This window comes from Gammaproteobacteria bacterium CG11_big_fil_rev_8_21_14_0_20_46_22 (assembly GCA_002796245.1).
Taxonomy (GTDB): Bacteria; Pseudomonadota; Gammaproteobacteria; order UBA12402; family UBA12402; genus 1-14-0-20-46-22.
The window spans coordinates 40,673-57,445 of record PCWT01000023.1 but is presented as its reverse complement, the minus strand read 5'-3'; the positions used below and the strand labels follow the sequence as shown (position 1 = coordinate 57,445).

Genomic DNA, 16,773 nt, shown 5'->3' with positions numbered 1-16,773 from the left:
TCTTTCTCCTAGTGTGCTGCCCACTCTACAGTGGATAAATCGATACCGGCTTGATGCATTTCCCATAAGGGTGACATATCACGCAAATGTTTCACGTGTTTGCGAATCAAGCCAATGGCATAGTCAATCTCTTCTTCTGTTGTAAAACGGCCAATGGAAAAGCGCAACGAGCTATGTGCCAGCTCATCACTGCGACCCAAGGCACGCAAAACATACGAGGGCTCAAGGCTTGCCGAAGTACAGGCCGAACCTGAAGACACCGCCAAGTCTTTTAAGGCCATCATCAAGGATTCACCCTCGATAAAATTGATACTGAAATTAAAAATACCGGGGTAACCGTGATCATAGTCACCATTGATATAAATTTCTTCAATATCGCTGATGCCGGCCCATAAACGATCGCGCAAGGTTCTGATGCGCTTGGCTTCATCGGCCATCTCGGCTTTCGCAATCCGGCAGGCTTCGCCAAAACCCACAATTTGGTGAGTGGGCAAGGTACCTGAGCGCATACCGCGCTCATGCCCGCCGCCATGCATTTGCGCTTCGATACGGATACGCGGCTGCCGGCAGACATACAACGCTCCCATGCCTTTCGGGCCGTAGATTTTATGCGCTGAAAATGACATGAGATCAACCGGCAAAGTGGCCAAATCAATCGATAATTTACCTAAACTTTGTGCGGCATCCACATGAAAAATAATTTTATTTTCTCGACATAGCGCGCCAATACCTGCGATATCATTAATCGTGCCAAGCTCGTTATTCACGTGCATCACCGAGACCAAGACCGTGTCATCACGAAGTACGGCTTTAACCATTTCTGGCGTAATATGACCCTGCACATCTGGGCTTAAGTAGGTGACTTCATAGCCCTGGCGCTCCAAATCGCGGCAGGTATCCAACACCGCTTTATGCTCGGTTTTATTCGTAATGATGTGTTGACCTTTGCGGGCATAAAAGCTCGCCGCACCTTTAATGGCCAAATTATCGGATTCGGTGGCGCCCGAGGTCCAAACAATCGCTCGCGGGTCGCAATTCACTAAATCAGCCACCTGTTTGCGCGCCGTCTCCACCGCCTCGTCGGCCTGCCAACCAAAGGCGTGCGAGCGGCTGGCAGGATTGCCATAAATGCCATCGACAGACAAATATTCCATCATTTTTTTCGCCACACGCGGGTCAACCGGCGTGGTCGCAGCATAGTCAAAATAAATCGGCGTGTTCACAGTCATACTACTCACCTTTTTCTATGGTCACTGCAGGCAACTGGCCTGCGTTAATATCGGCCAAACTCACGGCCGCTAAATAATTATTGGTTACTTCGCTCAGACCCGCCCAAACGTCATGCGTTAAACAAGGCTCGCCCTTACGGCAATTCTTTTCGCCCTTGCAATGGGTGGAATCTGTATCCTCATTTATAGCCTTAACAATATCCGCTACTTTTATGATTTTAGAGGGTAAATTTAATCGGTAACCGCCCTTGGCACCCCGCACACTACACACCAATTGGTGTTTTTTAAGCTTAGCAAACAGCTGCTCTAAAAACGCCTGTGAAAGCTGTTGGCGCTCGGCAATGTCCGCCAAAGGCACAGCCTCATCGTCGCGCTGATGGCGAGACAAATCGACCATGGCAATCACGGCATAGCGCCCTTTGGCTGTCAGCTTCATCGTGTGGACCGCTTATTCAACATGGTGGCCATTATAGAATCCCGACTGATTTAGTCAAGAATAAGCTGGCAAATATTATGATAAAGACACGGAGAAATATGCAGGCCCAGGAAGATTTAGCATAGCTTATCGCCGCCCATTGGGCTGTAAGGCTAAAGACGCTTCAAAAAACCCAATAACATATCCGCATCGCTATCCTGCAGATTCATCTGCAAGATCACTTGGCGCATGCGAGTGGGGAAATTCAGCGGTCTTTTCGGGTCGTAATAAGCGACTCGCTCTGCAGCCGCAGCGAAAGCCTGGAACAAAGCCGCGCATTTCGCCTGGTTGGCCAGCGCCGGTAATTCGGCGTCGCCTACAGCACCTAACGTGGCTTTATGCAGCTCATAACACACCACCTGCACTGCCTGGGCGAGATTTAATGAGTTATAGGCTGAGTCTGTTGGAATTTGCACCTGCGCATGGCACAAGGCCAGCTCCTCGTTATTCAGCCCCGTACTTTCACGGCCAAACACTATCGCCATGCGCCGGCCTACCTGCGCGCCAGCCACCTCCAAGCCCAGGGCCTCAGCGCTGAACACCGGCCAGGCTTGATCACGCAAATCCGCCGCACAGCCGTACACACGCTCAACATCCGCTATCGCCTCAGCCAGTGTGCTCACACATCGCGCACGCTCGAGCACATCGGCCGCACTCGCCGCACGCTGAGTCGCCTCTTCGCTCGGGAACTCACGCGGGCTCACCAAGACCAAATTCGACAAACCCATGTTTTTCATCGCGCGCGCCGTCGCCCCGATATTGCCCGGGTGGCTCGGCTCAACCAACACAATTGAAAGATTATCCAGTCTACTCATCAAGAAACCTGCATGATGCGTTTAACCGTGAGTGTATCAGCAAGTCGGGCGATGAGCATCAGTAGGCGCAGAGGACTCGCGCTCTTCCGCTTGAAGCCTCAAACGTGCAGCGTCAGCTAATAATGTCAATCCAAAGAGTGATAACTGCCGAACGCGCGAGCCTCGCCGTCCACCGTCACCTAAAGCTTCAGAAGCCCTTCGAACGCCAACTCGACTTCGACTTAAATCAGATGCAGGCCTACGCCTCAGAGCTTTATACGCCCCGGGAAATTCCTGAGCTAATAGGCTATGACACTGCTCGAACGATCCACCAAGCTCAGAAAGAAACTGCACCCTTTTATCATTTTTCAATAAAGCCCTTAAGACAATACGAACAAAGCTTGCCAGCCCCCCCACATCAACAGGGCTCCGATCTGCCACGAAAGCATTTAACCGTTCCGAGTACCCCTCATTAGGAAAGCAGTCAAAAAGCACCTTCATAACAGGCTGAACCTCCAGCGAATGATCAAATTGAGCATTGAGGCAAACATCAAATAGCATTTCAAACACACCCGCAGGGCTAGAAACTCTAGGCACTGAGAGCCTGAGCAAAAGAAGCAGATTACCATTAGAGCGCTCAATGATAGTTTGCATCGGATAAACACCATCGGCATCGCGCTGGAAAATAGCATCAGGCTTAAGCGCAAAAAACCAGACAAGGCTCCACAACTGAGCCTGGCGAATGGCGTCAGTAACCTTAAAATCAGACGGTAGAAAATGCTGATCCATATGGCGTTGTAAAAACGCCACAATGACTTTGTAGCACTTTTCCAGCTTAGAAATCCCGTTTCGATGCTGAATGTCGGAAGCATACTGAGCGCTTAAAAGCAGCGCAAAGCGTTCTTTTAGAGCATCATCAACCAAAAACAGGTCCCTCAAAGAAAAAGCCCCCAGCAGGTGACCAAAACTTCTTTCTGAAAGCCCCACCTTGCTTAGAAAGTCATTAGAAAGAAAATCCATACACCCCGTGAAACCAAACCTATCCACCAAGATATCGATAAGATTGCCCCCCCTGGAATGTTCAAAAGAAAAACCTCCCTGATAGCTAGAAAAACACACTCTGATGACGGACGGCTCCGAGAATTTAGCCGCAAGATAAAAAGGCGTATCACCATAGAGATTGCAATCGCCTAAACTAGCCCCTGAAATAAGCATCGACTTAACAAGGCTGTGTCCTCCACGCAAAACCGCATGATGCAAAGGCGTAAATCCGTACTCATCTCTCTCATGTTTTTCCAGAACCCTTTTGGAGACCAGCAAATTATAGAGCTCCACATTGAAAACCCTCCCATTCTGAGCAGCAAAACACTCCTGTAACGCTTTTTCTTTATGCCTTCTAGACAAAAAAGCAAAGCCATTATCACAAAGGATGGGAATCAAACTTTCAGACCAAGGTGAGGACAAACTCGCGAGCAGCAAACTGTAGACACCTGCACGAAAGCCGGGGTAAACACGCATAGCTTGATAGACCAAGGCAAGCAAACGCGGACGACGGTCGGCTTGAGTAGTGCTGCTAATAAGGCGCTCAAGCTGATCAAAATAAGCATTAATCTGACGATAGTTAAGGTGTTCAATGGATACCGAGCGATTAGCAGGCACTGTTTTCTCCTTGTTATTATTTTTATCGTTGAGATAATCATACAACGCAAATATTAAGGTTTTGTTAAAGCCAACGGGCCTTAAAAGCATTTCCAAAAGCATTTCCAGCGCTCGCTTTCAGCTCAAATGTTGCGTATAATGCGCCCAAGAAAAAATCGAGGTTTCGCATGCATCCTTTCGTTAATATCGCCGTCAAAGCCGCTCGCCATGCAGGCCGCGCCATCATGCGCTACCAAGAAAAACTCGATACCTTATCCATTGGCGAGAAAAGCCCGCTGGATCTCGTGACCGCGGCCGACCTACGTGCTGAAGAGATCATCATTGAAACCTTACACACCGCCTACCCCGATCACGATATTATCGCCGAGGAAAGCGGCCATCATGAGCGAAAAGCCGAGTACACTTGGTTAATTGACCCCATCGACGGCACCTTTAATTTTTCCCACGGTTTCCCCTATTTCTGCATTTCCATCGCCTGTTTGCACAAAGGCAAAGTGGAGCACGCTGTGATTTTCAACCCCAACAACGATGATCTATTTACCGCTACTCGCGGTAATGGGGCCAAGAAAAATGATCAACGTATTCGTATTAGCAGCCGAATCAAGCTCGAAGGTGCCTTGATTGCTTCAGGCCTAGCCGCCAGCGCGCGCGACAAACGTGAACTTTTTGAAGCGGTACAAAGCAGCCTCAGCGAATCCTCGTGCATTTTGCGCCACAGTGGTGCGGCAGCTTTAGATTTAGCCTACACCGCCTCAGGCCAGCTTGATGGCTTCTGGGAAATGGGTTTAAAACCTTGGGATATAGCAGCCGGTGCCTTACTCGTGAAAGAAGCCGGCGGGATTGTCAGCGAATTCAACGGGGGTGAGCATTATTTGCAATCTGGCAAGATACTCGCTGCGAATCCGAAGTTAATCAAACCTCTGGCACAGAAAGTTAACCGTATTATCGTCTAAGCTGGATTGAAAACCCGGGTTACGGCGCGTCTTCTATTGCTTTTTTCGCCGTCGGCAATAAATCTTGCCGCGATAAGCCTAAAGCCACCGCTAAAGCACCGGCGACATAAATCGATGAATACGTACCCACCACAATACCGATCACCAGCGCCAACGCAAACCCATGAATGACCGCACCACCAAAGAATAACAAGGCTAATACGACAATTAATGTCATGCCTGAGGTCATCACGGTACGGGACAAAGTTTGATTGATCGCTGCATTGACCACTTCCGTTGGGCTGCCCTTGCGCATCTTACGGAAGTTTTCACGCACTCGATCAAACACCACGATGGTATCGTTGAGTGAGTAACCCAAAACCGTGAGGACCGCCGCCAAGGAGGTTAAGTCAAATTCAACATGAAACAAAGAGAAAAACCCCAGAATTAATACCGGGTCATGAATCATCGCCACAGCCGCACTCACCGCCAAACGGTACTCAAAACGAAAGGCAATGTAAATCATCGTGCCTAGCAAAGCCACAATCACCGCCAAAATACCTTTATACGCAAGCTGCGAACTCACCGCAGCACCCACAAAGTTCACACTCTCAACGCTGGAGCCCGGCACCAAAGTCGCGATTTTATTAGAGAGCTGCTGCTCCAATAACTTACTATTTTGTTGCGTACCCGTTTTTTTGTTAGCGACACTGATTTGGACTTCGCGTGTATTACCGTAAGCCTGCACGTTGCTTTTCGTAAAGCCGGCTTTTTCTAACGATTGGCGAATCTGGCCAATATTGGCAGGCTTATCTAAGGATAAAATAATCTGAGAACCGCCTGTAAAATCCAAGCCAAAGTTCAAGCCATTAATCACTAACGAGAGAATGGACACTAAAAACAAAGCGCAAGACAACATGGCCGTCCACTTGCGGATTGCCATAAAATTAATTTTGGTATTCTGCTTAAAAAATTCCATTAGGCTTTCTCCTCCGGCTTTTTCAGCAATATACCAATCGGCAGGGTTTTTAATTTCTTACCGCCGTAGCGTAAATTCACCATAGCACGCGTATAAGTCACTTGCGAGAACACTGAGGTGATCAAACCAATACAAGTGACGATCGCAAAGTTTTTAATGGCGCCCGTGCCCAGGGTAAACAACACCAAAGCCGCAATAAAAGTGGTAATATTCGAGTCCATAATCGTACCTAAGGCTTTACTGTAACCGGCTTCAATTGCAGCCTGCACGCTCACGCCGTTTCGCAACTCTTCGCGAATACGCTCGAAAATCAGCACGTTGGCATCCACGGCCATACCGAGCGTTAACACAAGACCCGCAATACCCGGAAAGGTTAACACCGCACCCAACAAAGACAATACAGCCACCAAAAAGACCAAGTTGATCACTAAAGCAATGTCCGTGATCACACCAAAAGCCGCATAGTACAGCGCCATGAATACAACTACGCAAGCCAAGCCGACTTCTAGCGATAACATACCCTGGTGTACGTTTTGTTGCCCCATGCTCGGACCAATGACATGGCTTGCCACGATGGTCACTGGCGCCACCAAAGCACCCGAACGCAACAGCAACGCTAATTGATTCGCCTCAGCCGTGCTCGACAAACCCATGACTTGGAATTGTGCGCCCAACGCGGATTCGATATTTGCTGAGTTAATCACTTTTTTCGTGGTGTTATACACAATATTTTTTTGGCCATTGGGCAAGGTGACTTGCTTGGACTTCGTTTCAATATATAACACCGCCAAAGGCTTATTAATGTTTTGACTGGTCACATGATAAAACTGGGTTTCACCCGCACCGCCCAAGTGAATATTCACCGCAGGACGACCGTTTTGATCAAACGCGCTCGCCGCCGATGTCACAGAATCACCCGACAAAATAATCGGGTTTTTCAACAAAATCGGCTGGCCTTCGTATTGATATAAGGTCGTGCCAGCTGGCGCAACGCCCGTGCTCGCAGCAACCATCGGATCATGCTCAGTATCGACCAAATGAAATTCGATAGTGGCTGTTTTACCCAAAAGGCTTTGTGCTTGCGTGGCATCTTGAATACCAGGCAAATCAACGGAAATACGGTTAAGGCCTGCTTGCTGAACGGTTGCGTTGCTCACGCCCAAAGCATCCACGCGTCGCTGAATCGTTTCACGCGTTTGGTCAATCGTGTATTGACGAATGGACTCGATCGCCGCCGGTGTCATTTGCCCATTGACCGTTAAGCCCGAACGCCTCCAGGCGTAACCTGACAACTGGCTTTTCAACAAACTTTCACCCTGCGAAGCATCCGATGCATTCCTAAACGTCACTTGAATCGCTTGCTTACCCAAACTTAAATCGGTGTAGTGGATATCCTGCTTGCGCAAGGCATCGGCGACACCGCGGATATCACCCTGCTCGCGAGCACGCACGACCGCGTCCACATCCACTTGCAGCAACAAGCTTACACCACCTCGAAGATCGAGACCTAAACGCATCGGCAACGCGCCTAAACTCTGCAACCACTCAGGTGTCGCAGACGCCAGCGTGATGGCGACCACGTAGTTTTTGCCCAAATTGTCAGACAAATAATCTTTAGCTTTGGCTTGCGCATCAATCCCGGCAAAACGCACAAGGACTTTATCATCATCAATCGCAGCTGATTTATAGGCCAAATGATCACGATGTAATAAAGAGACGACTTGATTCAAATCGCTGTTCATCATGGGTTGACCAGGGGTGGCACTGGAAACTTGTACCGATGGATCATCTGGAAAGACGTTGGGTATCGCATAAATAAACGCGACAATAACAATAACTAAAAGCGCAAAGTATTTCCAGCGAGCGTAACGATTCATTCAGGCGATCCTTTGTCGGCAATTAAAATTCTTTGATAGTGCCCTTAGGCAATACCGTGCTCACAGCCGCCTTTTGGAACGTCATGTTGACATTTTGCGACACAGTCAAAACCACGTGGTGCTCATTCACTGACACCACTCGCCCCAAAGCACCGCCTGTGGTCATGATCTCATCGCCCTGATTGATATTACCGAGTAAATCACGCTGAGCTTTGTTCTTGCGGCTTTGGTTGCGCCACATCCAAACATAAAACAGCACCATGAGTACGACAATAACAAACAAAGGCGTCATGGAGGGTGATGGAGCAGCCGTGGCGCTGCCCGCCGCTGGTGTTGCCGCAAAGGCTGTTGAAATGAAGCTCATGAGCGATCCTTAAGCATTGATTTAAAGGCGCTGATTATAACGAGACTTCAAACAAAGTGAAAGGCATTTACAGATTAAACCAAGTGGCCATCACCCAGGCCACTTGGCTTATTTATGAACTATAACGTGGCCGCAATGGCTTATAGCAAAGCAATGAAGGCCGTCAGTGCTGAGGCAAAAATCGCCAACAAGGCCAAACTGCCCCCCACCTTACGAAACAAGTAATCGTCTTTGTGCTTCACCTCGTAGCACAACACCGAATAAGCGTACAATAAACAACCAATAAACAGTGCGGCGCCATAGATAATCGCAAACGTCGCATCAATACCTTGAAGCCAAAGGTAAAGAATCATGGCCACACCCAAGCTCGTGTAACCCATGCTCATGTGATGGGCGTGGACTGCACGCATCACAGCCTCATGCTCACCATGACCATGATGAACTTTTTCAGCCATGCGCTTACGGGCCAAGTGGAAGTTTAAATAGATGAATAAAAGGACCATCAACAAGAGCTCAATGGCAAACACGATACCCATAACACACCTCCTTTGTGAATTGAGTGACCTAGACAACGTCCCTAAAGTCGTCGCTAGGCTGCAAAACAAGCAAAATCGGTAAAAATAGCTGAAGCTTCTCGTTAAATATGTTCAATATTCGCCTCAAATCCTCAGCTATTTTTCCTCGATTATCCTGTTTTTCGCTCCTACCGAGACTTTAGGGACGTTGCCTATTTATATATCATTTAGGGCTTTTTTGCCAATTCAAGGAACATCGCATCACCGTAACTGAAGAAGCGATAGCGCTCCTCAATGGCCGTTTGATAGGCATCTTGAATGGTCTGCACGCCCGAAAAAGCCGAAACCAACATAATCAGCGTAGATTTAGGTAAATGAAAATTGGTGATCAAGGCATCAACCGCTTTAAAAGCATAACCGGGGTAAATAAAAATATCGGTATCACCTTGAAGCGGCTGAATTTCACCGCTTTGCGCAGCCGATTCTAAACTTCGTAAACTTGTGGTACCGACAGCAATCACACGACCACCTCGTGCCTTGCAAGCACGAATCTGCTCACAGACTGTCTCATTCACATCAATGTATTCAGCATGCATTACGTGGTCTTTCACATTTTCCACACGCACCGTTTGAAACGTACCGGCACCAACATGCAGAGTCACCTCAGCTCTGGCCACCCCCATGACATCCATTTTTTCAAGCAAGGCTTCATCAAAGTGCAAGCCCGCCGTGGGCGCAGCCACAGCACCTTTTTCTTTTGCGTACACGGTTTGATACCGAGATTGATCCAAGGTTTCATCATCACGATCGATATACGGTGGTAGTGGCATATGACCTAAAGACTCAATCACCGACAATAATTCACCGTCAGTTTTTAAGCCCAACACAAACAAATCACCCGCACGATCCAAAACCTCAAGAACCACATTCTCAGACAGCTCAATATCAGCGCCAGGCTTGAGCTTTTTATTTGAGCGCACATGCGCAAGCGCTTTAGAGTGAGAAAACACCCGCTCGATCAGCACCTCAATCTTTCCGCCCGTCGGCCGCTGCCCAAATAAACGAGCCGGAATAACACGCGTGTTATTAAACACGAGAAGATCATTCGGCTGTAGTAAATCAGGCAAGTCAGTGAAATGGCGGTGAGCGATCGCACCCCGCGCATCCACATGCATCAAGCGACTGCCTGTACGCTCACTGCAGGGGTATTTCGCGATCAGTTCCTCAGGGAGGTCGTAGTCAAAATCATCAACGCGCATGGTTAGGCTCGGCTTAAAAAGTCGATGATTATCGCAAACCGATAGTCGAAACGTCAATGTGTTTGCACTTGCTCTTCGAGCAGCCTACACTCAGACGTCAACCACAAAGGACCGTTTCTATGCGCTTTATTATTGGATTGTTACTCGCCCTCAGTCTTAGCCTGACGGGTGCGAGCTATAATTTACCCAACCTTAACAGCGCCGGCCAAAACACACTCTCTTCGGTTATGGAAGAGCTCATCGGTCAACAGTTTTATGGCTACATCCTCTCAACCTCACCCGTTGTCGAAGATTATTTCGTGAACCAGTACATGGATCAACTGGGCTCACGCTTGCTTGCCGCTAGCCCAAAACCTCAGCAACAACTCACCTTTTTCGTCATCAAAGACGGCACCGTGAATGCTTTTGCCGGCCCAGGTGGCTATATCGGCTTAAACACAGGCACACTGATGACAGCGCGCACCGAAGGTGAGCTAGCCTCGGTAATGGCCCATGAAATGGCACACGTCATGCAGCGCCATATTGCGCGCGGTATCGAAGAAGCCAAGCGCGATCAATTGCTCGGCCTTGGCAGCATATTGGCAGGATTAGCCACAGGCGGCGCAGGCATTGCCGCAGCCGGCGCTAGCGCAAGCTTTGAGCGGGGGATGCGCACATCACGGGCCTTTGAACAAGAAGCTGATCGCGTGGGGCTTCAAATTTTACAACGCGCCGGTTTTAGCCGAAAAGATATGGCTAATTTTCTCGCGCAAATGAATCGTGATGAGCGACAAACGCCAGTGGACGATATCATCGAAAATTTCAGCTCACACCCCTTAAGCAGCCGACGCTATGCAGAAGCCGCCCTGAAAAGCGATCACGATAAAGCAAGCAAAGCCAGCCTACAATACCAACTTATTCAAGCACGCGCTCTGGCTGACACTACAGATGATCCTAAAAAAACAGCCCGAGAGCTTAAACAAAAATCACTAAACACTCTGCCCGCACAATACGCCTATGCGCTGTGTCTTTTAAAAGCGAGAGAATACAATGATGCTATTGGTCGCCTAAAAACCATCAACGCACAACACCCAGAAAATAGCTTGCTTGAAGCAAGCCTTGCCAGAGCGTACATGAAAGCAGGCCAAAGCAGCAAGGCGCTAGCACTCATCAAAGAAACGCATTATTACGAGCCTGAAAATACTGCGCTAACACTCACTTATGCCGACCTTCTCATCAGTGCAAAACACTACAAACAAGCAGCACAGGTGCTGGAATCACAACACGAAGGCACAAGCAGCCTAGCCTATTTGGATCTACTGGCACACGCCCAAGGTCATGGTGGCGAGAAAAAAGCGGCCTTTGTCACGCGGGCCAAACTGTATGCGAAAGTCGGTCAACTGGCTCAGGCCATTATGCAGCTCGGCCGCGCCCAAAGCTTTCAAAAACCCGTGGGACTTAACCTAGAAATCAAACGATTAAAACAAGATTATCAACAAAAACGGTCGCTAATGGCCGCGTAGCGAGTATAATTCGGATCGAAGCATTGACTTTAATCGGCAGTGACCAGGAGACAAACAAGATGCTACTCACCCTCGATATCGGCAACTCTCACATTTTTGGCGGCGTCTTCTCAGGCGATGAGCTATTACTACGTTTTCGTTATGACAGCAAACAAGTGGTCACCTCCGACCAGCTCGGCGTTTTTTTACGCGCAGTGATCCGTGAAAACGGCATGGATCATTCCGCGATTGACCGTATTGCGCTCTGCTCGGTTGTACCCAGTCTGGATTATTCGATCCGATCAGCCTGCATGAAATACTTTGATGTTGAGCCCTTTGTATTACAAGCCGGCGTTAAAACCGGTCTGAATATCAAATACCGAAACCCTATAGAAGTGGGCGCCGACCGTATTGCTAATGCGATTGCCGCCACGCACTCCTTCCCACAGAAAAACCTCATCATCATTGATTTGGGCACAGCCACCACCTTTTGCGCCATCAACCAAGAACGTCATTACTTAGGCGGCGTGATCATTCCCGGTATTAAACTGTGCATGATGGCACTGGAAAACAACACGGCTAAACTCTCCGCCGTTGAAATTGTGAAAACACAAACCGCCCTTGGCAAAGGTACAGCCGAAAGCATTCAATCCGGATTGTATTTCAGCCATTGTGCAGCATTGCGGGAAATCAGCGCACGTATCAGGCAAGAAACGTTTGCAAACAAAGAGTCGCTCATTATTGGCACAGGTGGGTTTTCACATTTATTCGAAGACGAGAAAATTTTCGACTTAATTGTGCCCGATCTTGCGCTGCATGGCTTACGCGCGGCCTATGAACTCAATCATGGAGAATGAGAATGAACATTGTTTTAGGTGTAACTGGCGGCATTGCCGCGTATAAAGCCTGCGAAATTGCACGCCTACTCAAAAAACGTGGTGACACCGTCCGTGTTGTGATGACAGCCTCTGCCCAACAATTTGTTACACCCCTGTCTTTTCAAGCCTTAACGGGTGAGCGTGTACACACGCACTTACTCGATGAAGAGGCCGAAGCGGCTATGAGCCACATTGAGCTTGCGCGTTTTGCTGAGAAAATTTTAATCGCGCCAGCCAGTGCCAACTTTATCGCCCGTCTCGCCCACGGCTTTGCTGACGACCTGCTCACCACCGTATGCCTGGCTTCCAGCGCAGAAATTATTTTAGCGCCCGCCATGAATCAACAAATGTGGAAGAACACGCTGGTTCAAAGCAATATTAACACCTTAGAAGAACACGGCATTCGCATTTTAGAGCCTGCCGATGGTGAGCAAGCGTGCGGCGATATTGGCCCTGGCCGCTTACCTGAACCAGAATCTATCGTGGCGCAACTATGAACCTTACCGAAAAACACATCCTCATCACCGCAGGCCCCACACGCGAAATGATCGACCCGGTGCGGTTCTTGTCGAACCGTTCCAGCGGAAAAATGGGCTACGCACTGGCCCATGCCGCACTGGACCTGGGTGCGCACGTTACACTGGTTTCCGGCCCAACCGCTTTGACGCCGCCTAAAGGCGCGAAGTGCATTTCTGTGATCAGTGCAGATGACATGCTAAACGCTGTGATGAAGCTTATCGATACCGTCGATGTTTTTATCGCTTGCGCCGCCGTATCAGATTACAAACCTGCGGGCATTGCCTCGCAAAAAATCAAAAAAACCGACGATAACTTAACGCTCAACTTGGTTCGGACACCGGACATCTTAAAAACCGTGGCGAGCCTCAATCCAAAACCAGTTTGTGTCGGTTTTGCCGCTGAAACCCATAACATTGAAAACTATGCGTTTAACAAATTAAAAGCGAAACACTTGGACATGGTTGTTGCTAACGAAGTGGATTTTCAAAAAGGTTTCGAGCAAGCTCATAATGCCGCAACCCTCTACCACAAAGACGGCCGACGATTAGTTCTTGAAGAAATGCCTAAAAGTGCGCTAGCCAAACACATTGTATCCACGCTCGCGCTGTGGTTTTAAATTAGCATTGGACATAGGCACACTATTTACCCTACAATTTTGCCATTCAATCTAGAAAGGAAAGCACAATGAAAGTACTCCCACTTTGCCTTGCCGGTATCGGCTTATCACTAGCTTGCACAGGCTATGCTGCAAACCCCTCTTATGGCACATTCACAGGCTTTAGTGCAGGATTAGGCCTAGGCTTTCGTATCGTGGACAACAAAGCCTCACAAGTAAAATCTGGCAGCAATGGTTACACCCAGAATGGTGATACCACAACCACGCAGTCAACACAGAACTTACAGTTTGACTACGGTTATCAATTTCATAACCAAATGTATCTTAGTGCAGGCGGCACAGCAGGCATCGCTCAAGGCAATGAAAAGTCCAGCAATAACTATGGTAGTAGCCGTATCTCAACGCTTGAGAATGATTTCAAAGCAACCTATGGCCTTAATGCAAAATTAGGTTACGCACTCTCATCTCGCCTATTGCCTTATTTAACGCTCGGCTGGCAATGGATGAAAGAAGATTATAAAACGGTGGATACTAACAGCGGTACAACAACGGCTGACTTTAGCACGAATCGTTTTGCCAATGGACCCATGGTCGGGCTAGGCCTTCGCTATAAACTGATGCCACACGTGCTGGTAGGCCTTGAATACAACATGGCGTTCTACAACAAAGCCACATCGACTAAAACCGTATCAGGCACAAGCTACACGCTGTCAACACACCCTCAACATGTGATGACCGCATTATTAACATTGGGATACTTATTTTAAACTGTCCTGATCAGAATAAAAAAGCCCGAGAGTACCTCGGGCTTTTTTTGTTAAGCAGCACTAAACTTGATCAGGCTTGACGAGCGGGACATCTTTAGGTTGAACCACACCCAAGGAAATAACCATTTTCAAGGCTTGATCGACACTCATGTCTAACTCTTTGGCCTCATCGGCTGGCACCATCAACAAAAAGCCTGAGGTGGGGTTTGGTGTTGTCGGCACAAACAAAGTCAACGTATTTTGGTGCACCGCCTTTGTGATTTCTGATGCTGCAACACCGGTTTGAAAGGCAATACTCCAGGTTCCCTTGCGAGGGTATTCAATCAAATACACTTTGCGAAAGGCTTTACCACTCGGCTCAACCAAAGCTTCAACAATTTGCTTCACACCCATATAAATCGAGCGAACCAAAGGAATGCGCCCGACCATTTTCTCCCAAATTGAAAACAATTTTTGACCGAAGAAATTTGTGACAAACATGCCGGTGAAAAACAACACCAGCAAGGTTAAAATCAGCCCCAACCCAGGGATATGAAAGCCAAAAATTTGCTGCGGCTGAAACGCATGCGGCAAAAGCTTCACGCTTTTATCCATCAAACTGACGATAAAAATAATGATGTATAAGGTCACCGCCAGAGGCAGCCAGACCACCAAGCCTGTGAGCATGTACTTGCGAACTTTAATCCAGATAGGTTTCGAAGTTTTAGCCATAATGCCCTCCCAAAGGACTTATTGTTTGAACTTTACACCCAGCGCAGCCAAGCGTTTTTTCATGCTCGGGTGCGTGGAGAAAAAGTCATTCAAACCACCCGCACCTTTAAAACCTGCGCGAGTCGGATCAAAGATATAGGACTCACGACGTACCGCCTCATGCGGCGTACTCGTGTATTGTGCTTGGTAGCGCATCGCGTTTTGCTGGTGATCTTGATCAATTTTAATTAACGCGCGAACCATAGGATCATTATCCCGCATGAGCTCGACACTGCCCGCATCGGCCATGTATTCTCGTGTACGCGATAAATACAGCATTAAAATCACGGTAATAATCGGCAATATAAAGCGCAAAACCACAATCACTAAGACCAGAATATTGGCGCCGCCTTCGCGATCATTGCCACGGCGTCCACCGCCAAATAATACGCCGTAAAACAGCATATCGATGGCCATGAGCATTAAATTACTCAAGACACTGGCAGTCAGTGTGAGTTTAATATCCCCGTGACGGATATGGCTCAACTCATGCGCCATCACCGCCTGTAATTCAGCACGATCGAGTTTTTTCATTAAGCCACGCGTGATAGCGACCATGGCAGATTTTTCACTGTAGCCGCTGGCGAAAGCATTCATATAATCGGCTTCGATGATAAACACTTTTGGCATATAGCGCATGCCGGCCGCCACCTTCATTTCTTCAACAATATGATACAGCTGTTTGCCATCGTAATCCGTCGTTTGCTCAGTGATTTCCACATACTCGGTACCCATCAACATCAAGCGATCATAGAGGCTATACGTAATCAACAAAGAAACCACGGCAACTGCCAGCATGATCAAGGTAGCCCAAGGAATGATTTTAAACGTGACCAGGTCTATAAAAACCTGGCCTAAAGGCACATAGGCTTGCGTGGGGTATTGTTGCTGCGCGAGCTGCACCATACCTGTGTGGTGAAAAAACAAATCGATCAACAAGCCGACAAACACATACAACAGCAGGAAGATGAAAATAACCATCGTCGTGCGCTGTGAGTTTTTACGAAGTTGGCCGCGCCAATCCGCGGCCTGTGAAGCATATTGACTGTAAACTGTCATTATTCTTTATCGTTTTTTGAATTCACATCACCTAAATCAACACGGTAGTCTTCTTGTTTCTTAATGTCTTCTTCTGGCAAGTTCCAGTAAACAAAGTTGACATCCAATTTCGATTTAAACGCTGAAACCACAAAGGATTGAATCAAGGATTTTTTCTCTGCGTTATAACGTTCGATACTGTCGTTATAGGCCTGTTTAGCGAACGCCAATTTATTTTCCGTGTTGACGATTTCTTCTTGCAGTTGCAGTGCATTCTGGTTGGCTTTTAGGTCAGGGTATTGTTCAAACACCACATTCAAACCACCGGCAATTTTAGAAATACTGTCTTCCGCTTGTTGACGCGCTTTCGCATCACCGGAATCTTTCGCAGCCTGCGCTTGGTTACGCAAAGCCACCACGTCTTTCAAGGTCGTTTGCTCGTAGTTCATGTATTTTTTAACGACTTCGATCAACGATTGAAACACTTTGTAGCGACGATCTAACTGAATATCGATTTGCTTTTCGTTGTTGCGAACAGCCTCGATAAATCGAATCAAGCGATTGTAGATCGAAACAAAGCCGACCACTACAACCAAAACGACAATAAGAATAATCCAACCCATAAAACACCTCTGTGTAAG

General features: G+C 48.0%; 16 protein-coding genes and 1 pseudogene. 5 read left to right on the top strand and 12 right to left on the bottom strand.

Annotated features, from left to right (window positions below; translation table 11 throughout):
• Window positions 1-8 precede the first annotated feature (8 nt).
• The 4 genes from COV52_02650 to COV52_02635 all read right to left on the bottom strand — a co-directional run bounded on the left by COV52_02650 (window position 9) and on the right by COV52_02635 (window position 4,259).
• Window positions 9-1,223 carry an IscS subfamily cysteine desulfurase gene (locus tag COV52_02650; protein PIR11742.1) on the bottom strand — a complete coding sequence of 405 codons (1,215 nt, stop codon included), beginning with the start codon at window positions 1,221-1,223 and terminating at the stop codon, window positions 9-11.
• A 7-nt stretch (window positions 1,224-1,230) separates the two neighbouring features.
• A complete protein-coding gene (locus tag COV52_02645; GenBank protein ID PIR11678.1) occupies window positions 1,231-1,665 on the bottom strand; it encodes a Fe-S cluster assembly transcriptional regulator IscR in 435 nt (144 codons plus the stop codon).
• Window positions 1,666-1,817: 152 nt separating this feature from the next.
• Window positions 1,818-2,519, bottom strand: a complete 702-nt coding sequence (locus COV52_02640) for a tRNA (cytosine(32)/uridine(32)-2'-O)-methyltransferase TrmJ (GenBank protein ID PIR11677.1) — start codon at window positions 2,517-2,519, stop codon at window positions 1,818-1,820.
• A gap of 36 nt (window positions 2,520-2,555) precedes the next feature.
• Window positions 2,556-4,259: a hypothetical protein gene (locus tag COV52_02635; GenBank protein PIR11676.1), complete on the bottom strand. Its 1,704-nt coding sequence runs from the start codon at window positions 4,257-4,259 to the stop codon at window positions 2,556-2,558.
• 65 nt (window positions 4,260-4,324) lie between these two features.
• Between COV52_02635 and COV52_02630 the strand changes: the two genes are divergently transcribed.
• Window positions 4,325-5,110 (top strand): inositol monophosphatase, encoded by a 786-nt coding sequence (locus tag COV52_02630; GenBank protein PIR11675.1) that lies wholly within the window; start codon window positions 4,325-4,327, stop codon window positions 5,108-5,110.
• 19 nt (window positions 5,111-5,129) lie between these two features.
• On the opposite strand, the gene secF is transcribed toward COV52_02630, so the two are convergent.
• From secF to COV52_02605, 5 genes are all read right to left on the bottom strand, one after another.
• Window positions 5,130-6,068 carry a protein translocase subunit SecF gene (secF, locus tag COV52_02625; protein ID PIR11674.1) on the bottom strand — a complete coding sequence of 313 codons (939 nt, stop codon included), beginning with the start codon at window positions 6,066-6,068 and terminating at the stop codon, window positions 5,130-5,132.
• Window positions 6,068-7,945, bottom strand: coding sequence for a protein translocase subunit SecD (gene secD, locus COV52_02620; GenBank protein PIR11673.1), 1,878 nt, complete (start codon window positions 7,943-7,945; stop codon window positions 6,068-6,070). Before secD ends, secF begins: the two co-directional genes overlap by 1 nt.
• A gap of 22 nt (window positions 7,946-7,967) precedes the next feature.
• Window positions 7,968-8,309, bottom strand: a complete 342-nt coding sequence (gene yajC / locus COV52_02615; GenBank protein PIR11672.1) for a preprotein translocase subunit YajC — start codon at window positions 8,307-8,309, stop codon at window positions 7,968-7,970.
• Between the two features lie 140 nt (window positions 8,310-8,449).
• Entirely contained in the window at window positions 8,450-8,845 is a 396-nt protein-coding gene (locus COV52_02610; GenBank protein ID PIR11671.1) for a hypothetical protein, read from the bottom strand.
• Between the two features lie 206 nt (window positions 8,846-9,051).
• Window positions 9,052-10,083 (bottom strand): tRNA preQ1(34) S-adenosylmethionine ribosyltransferase-isomerase QueA, encoded by a 1,032-nt coding sequence (locus COV52_02605; GenBank protein PIR11670.1) that lies wholly within the window; start codon window positions 10,081-10,083, stop codon window positions 9,052-9,054.
• A gap of 56 nt (window positions 10,084-10,139) precedes the next feature.
• Between COV52_02605 and COV52_02600 the strand changes: the two genes are divergently transcribed.
• From COV52_02600 to COV52_02585, 4 genes and pseudogenes are all read left to right on the top strand, one after another.
• On the top strand, window positions 10,140-11,585 hold the full coding sequence (locus COV52_02600) for a hypothetical protein (GenBank protein ID PIR11669.1): 1,446 nt from the start codon (window positions 10,140-10,142) through the stop codon (window positions 11,583-11,585).
• A 59-nt stretch (window positions 11,586-11,644) separates the two neighbouring features.
• On the top strand, window positions 11,645-12,421 hold the full coding sequence (locus tag COV52_02595; GenBank protein PIR11668.1) for a pantothenate kinase: 777 nt from the start codon (window positions 11,645-11,647) through the stop codon (window positions 12,419-12,421).
• Window positions 12,418-13,577 (top strand): annotated as a pseudogene (gene coaBC, locus COV52_02590) (bifunctional phosphopantothenoylcysteine decarboxylase/phosphopantothenate--cysteine ligase CoaBC). Before COV52_02595 ends, coaBC begins: the two are co-directional and overlap by 4 nt.
• Window positions 13,578-13,645: 68 nt before the next feature.
• Window positions 13,646-14,344 (top strand): hypothetical protein, encoded by a 699-nt coding sequence (locus tag COV52_02585; GenBank protein PIR11667.1) that lies wholly within the window; start codon window positions 13,646-13,648, stop codon window positions 14,342-14,344.
• A 60-nt stretch (window positions 14,345-14,404) separates the two neighbouring features.
• Here the strand turns inward: COV52_02585 and COV52_02580 are convergent, their stop codons facing one another.
• Genes COV52_02580 through COV52_02570 form a run of 3 tightly spaced genes read right to left on the bottom strand, consistent with a single transcriptional unit; the run spans window position 14,405 to window position 16,755 of the window.
• On the bottom strand, window positions 14,405-15,055 hold the full coding sequence (locus COV52_02580; protein ID PIR11666.1) for a hypothetical protein: 651 nt from the start codon (window positions 15,053-15,055) through the stop codon (window positions 14,405-14,407).
• Window positions 15,056-15,073: 18 nt separating this feature from the next.
• On the bottom strand, window positions 15,074-16,153 hold the full coding sequence (locus tag COV52_02575; protein PIR11665.1) for a zinc metalloprotease HtpX: 1,080 nt from the start codon (window positions 16,151-16,153) through the stop codon (window positions 15,074-15,076).
• On the bottom strand, window positions 16,153-16,755 hold the full coding sequence (locus tag COV52_02570; protein ID PIR11664.1) for a LemA family protein: 603 nt from the start codon (window positions 16,753-16,755) through the stop codon (window positions 16,153-16,155). Before COV52_02570 ends, COV52_02575 begins: the two co-directional genes overlap by 1 nt.
• Window positions 16,756-16,773 lie beyond the last annotated feature (18 nt).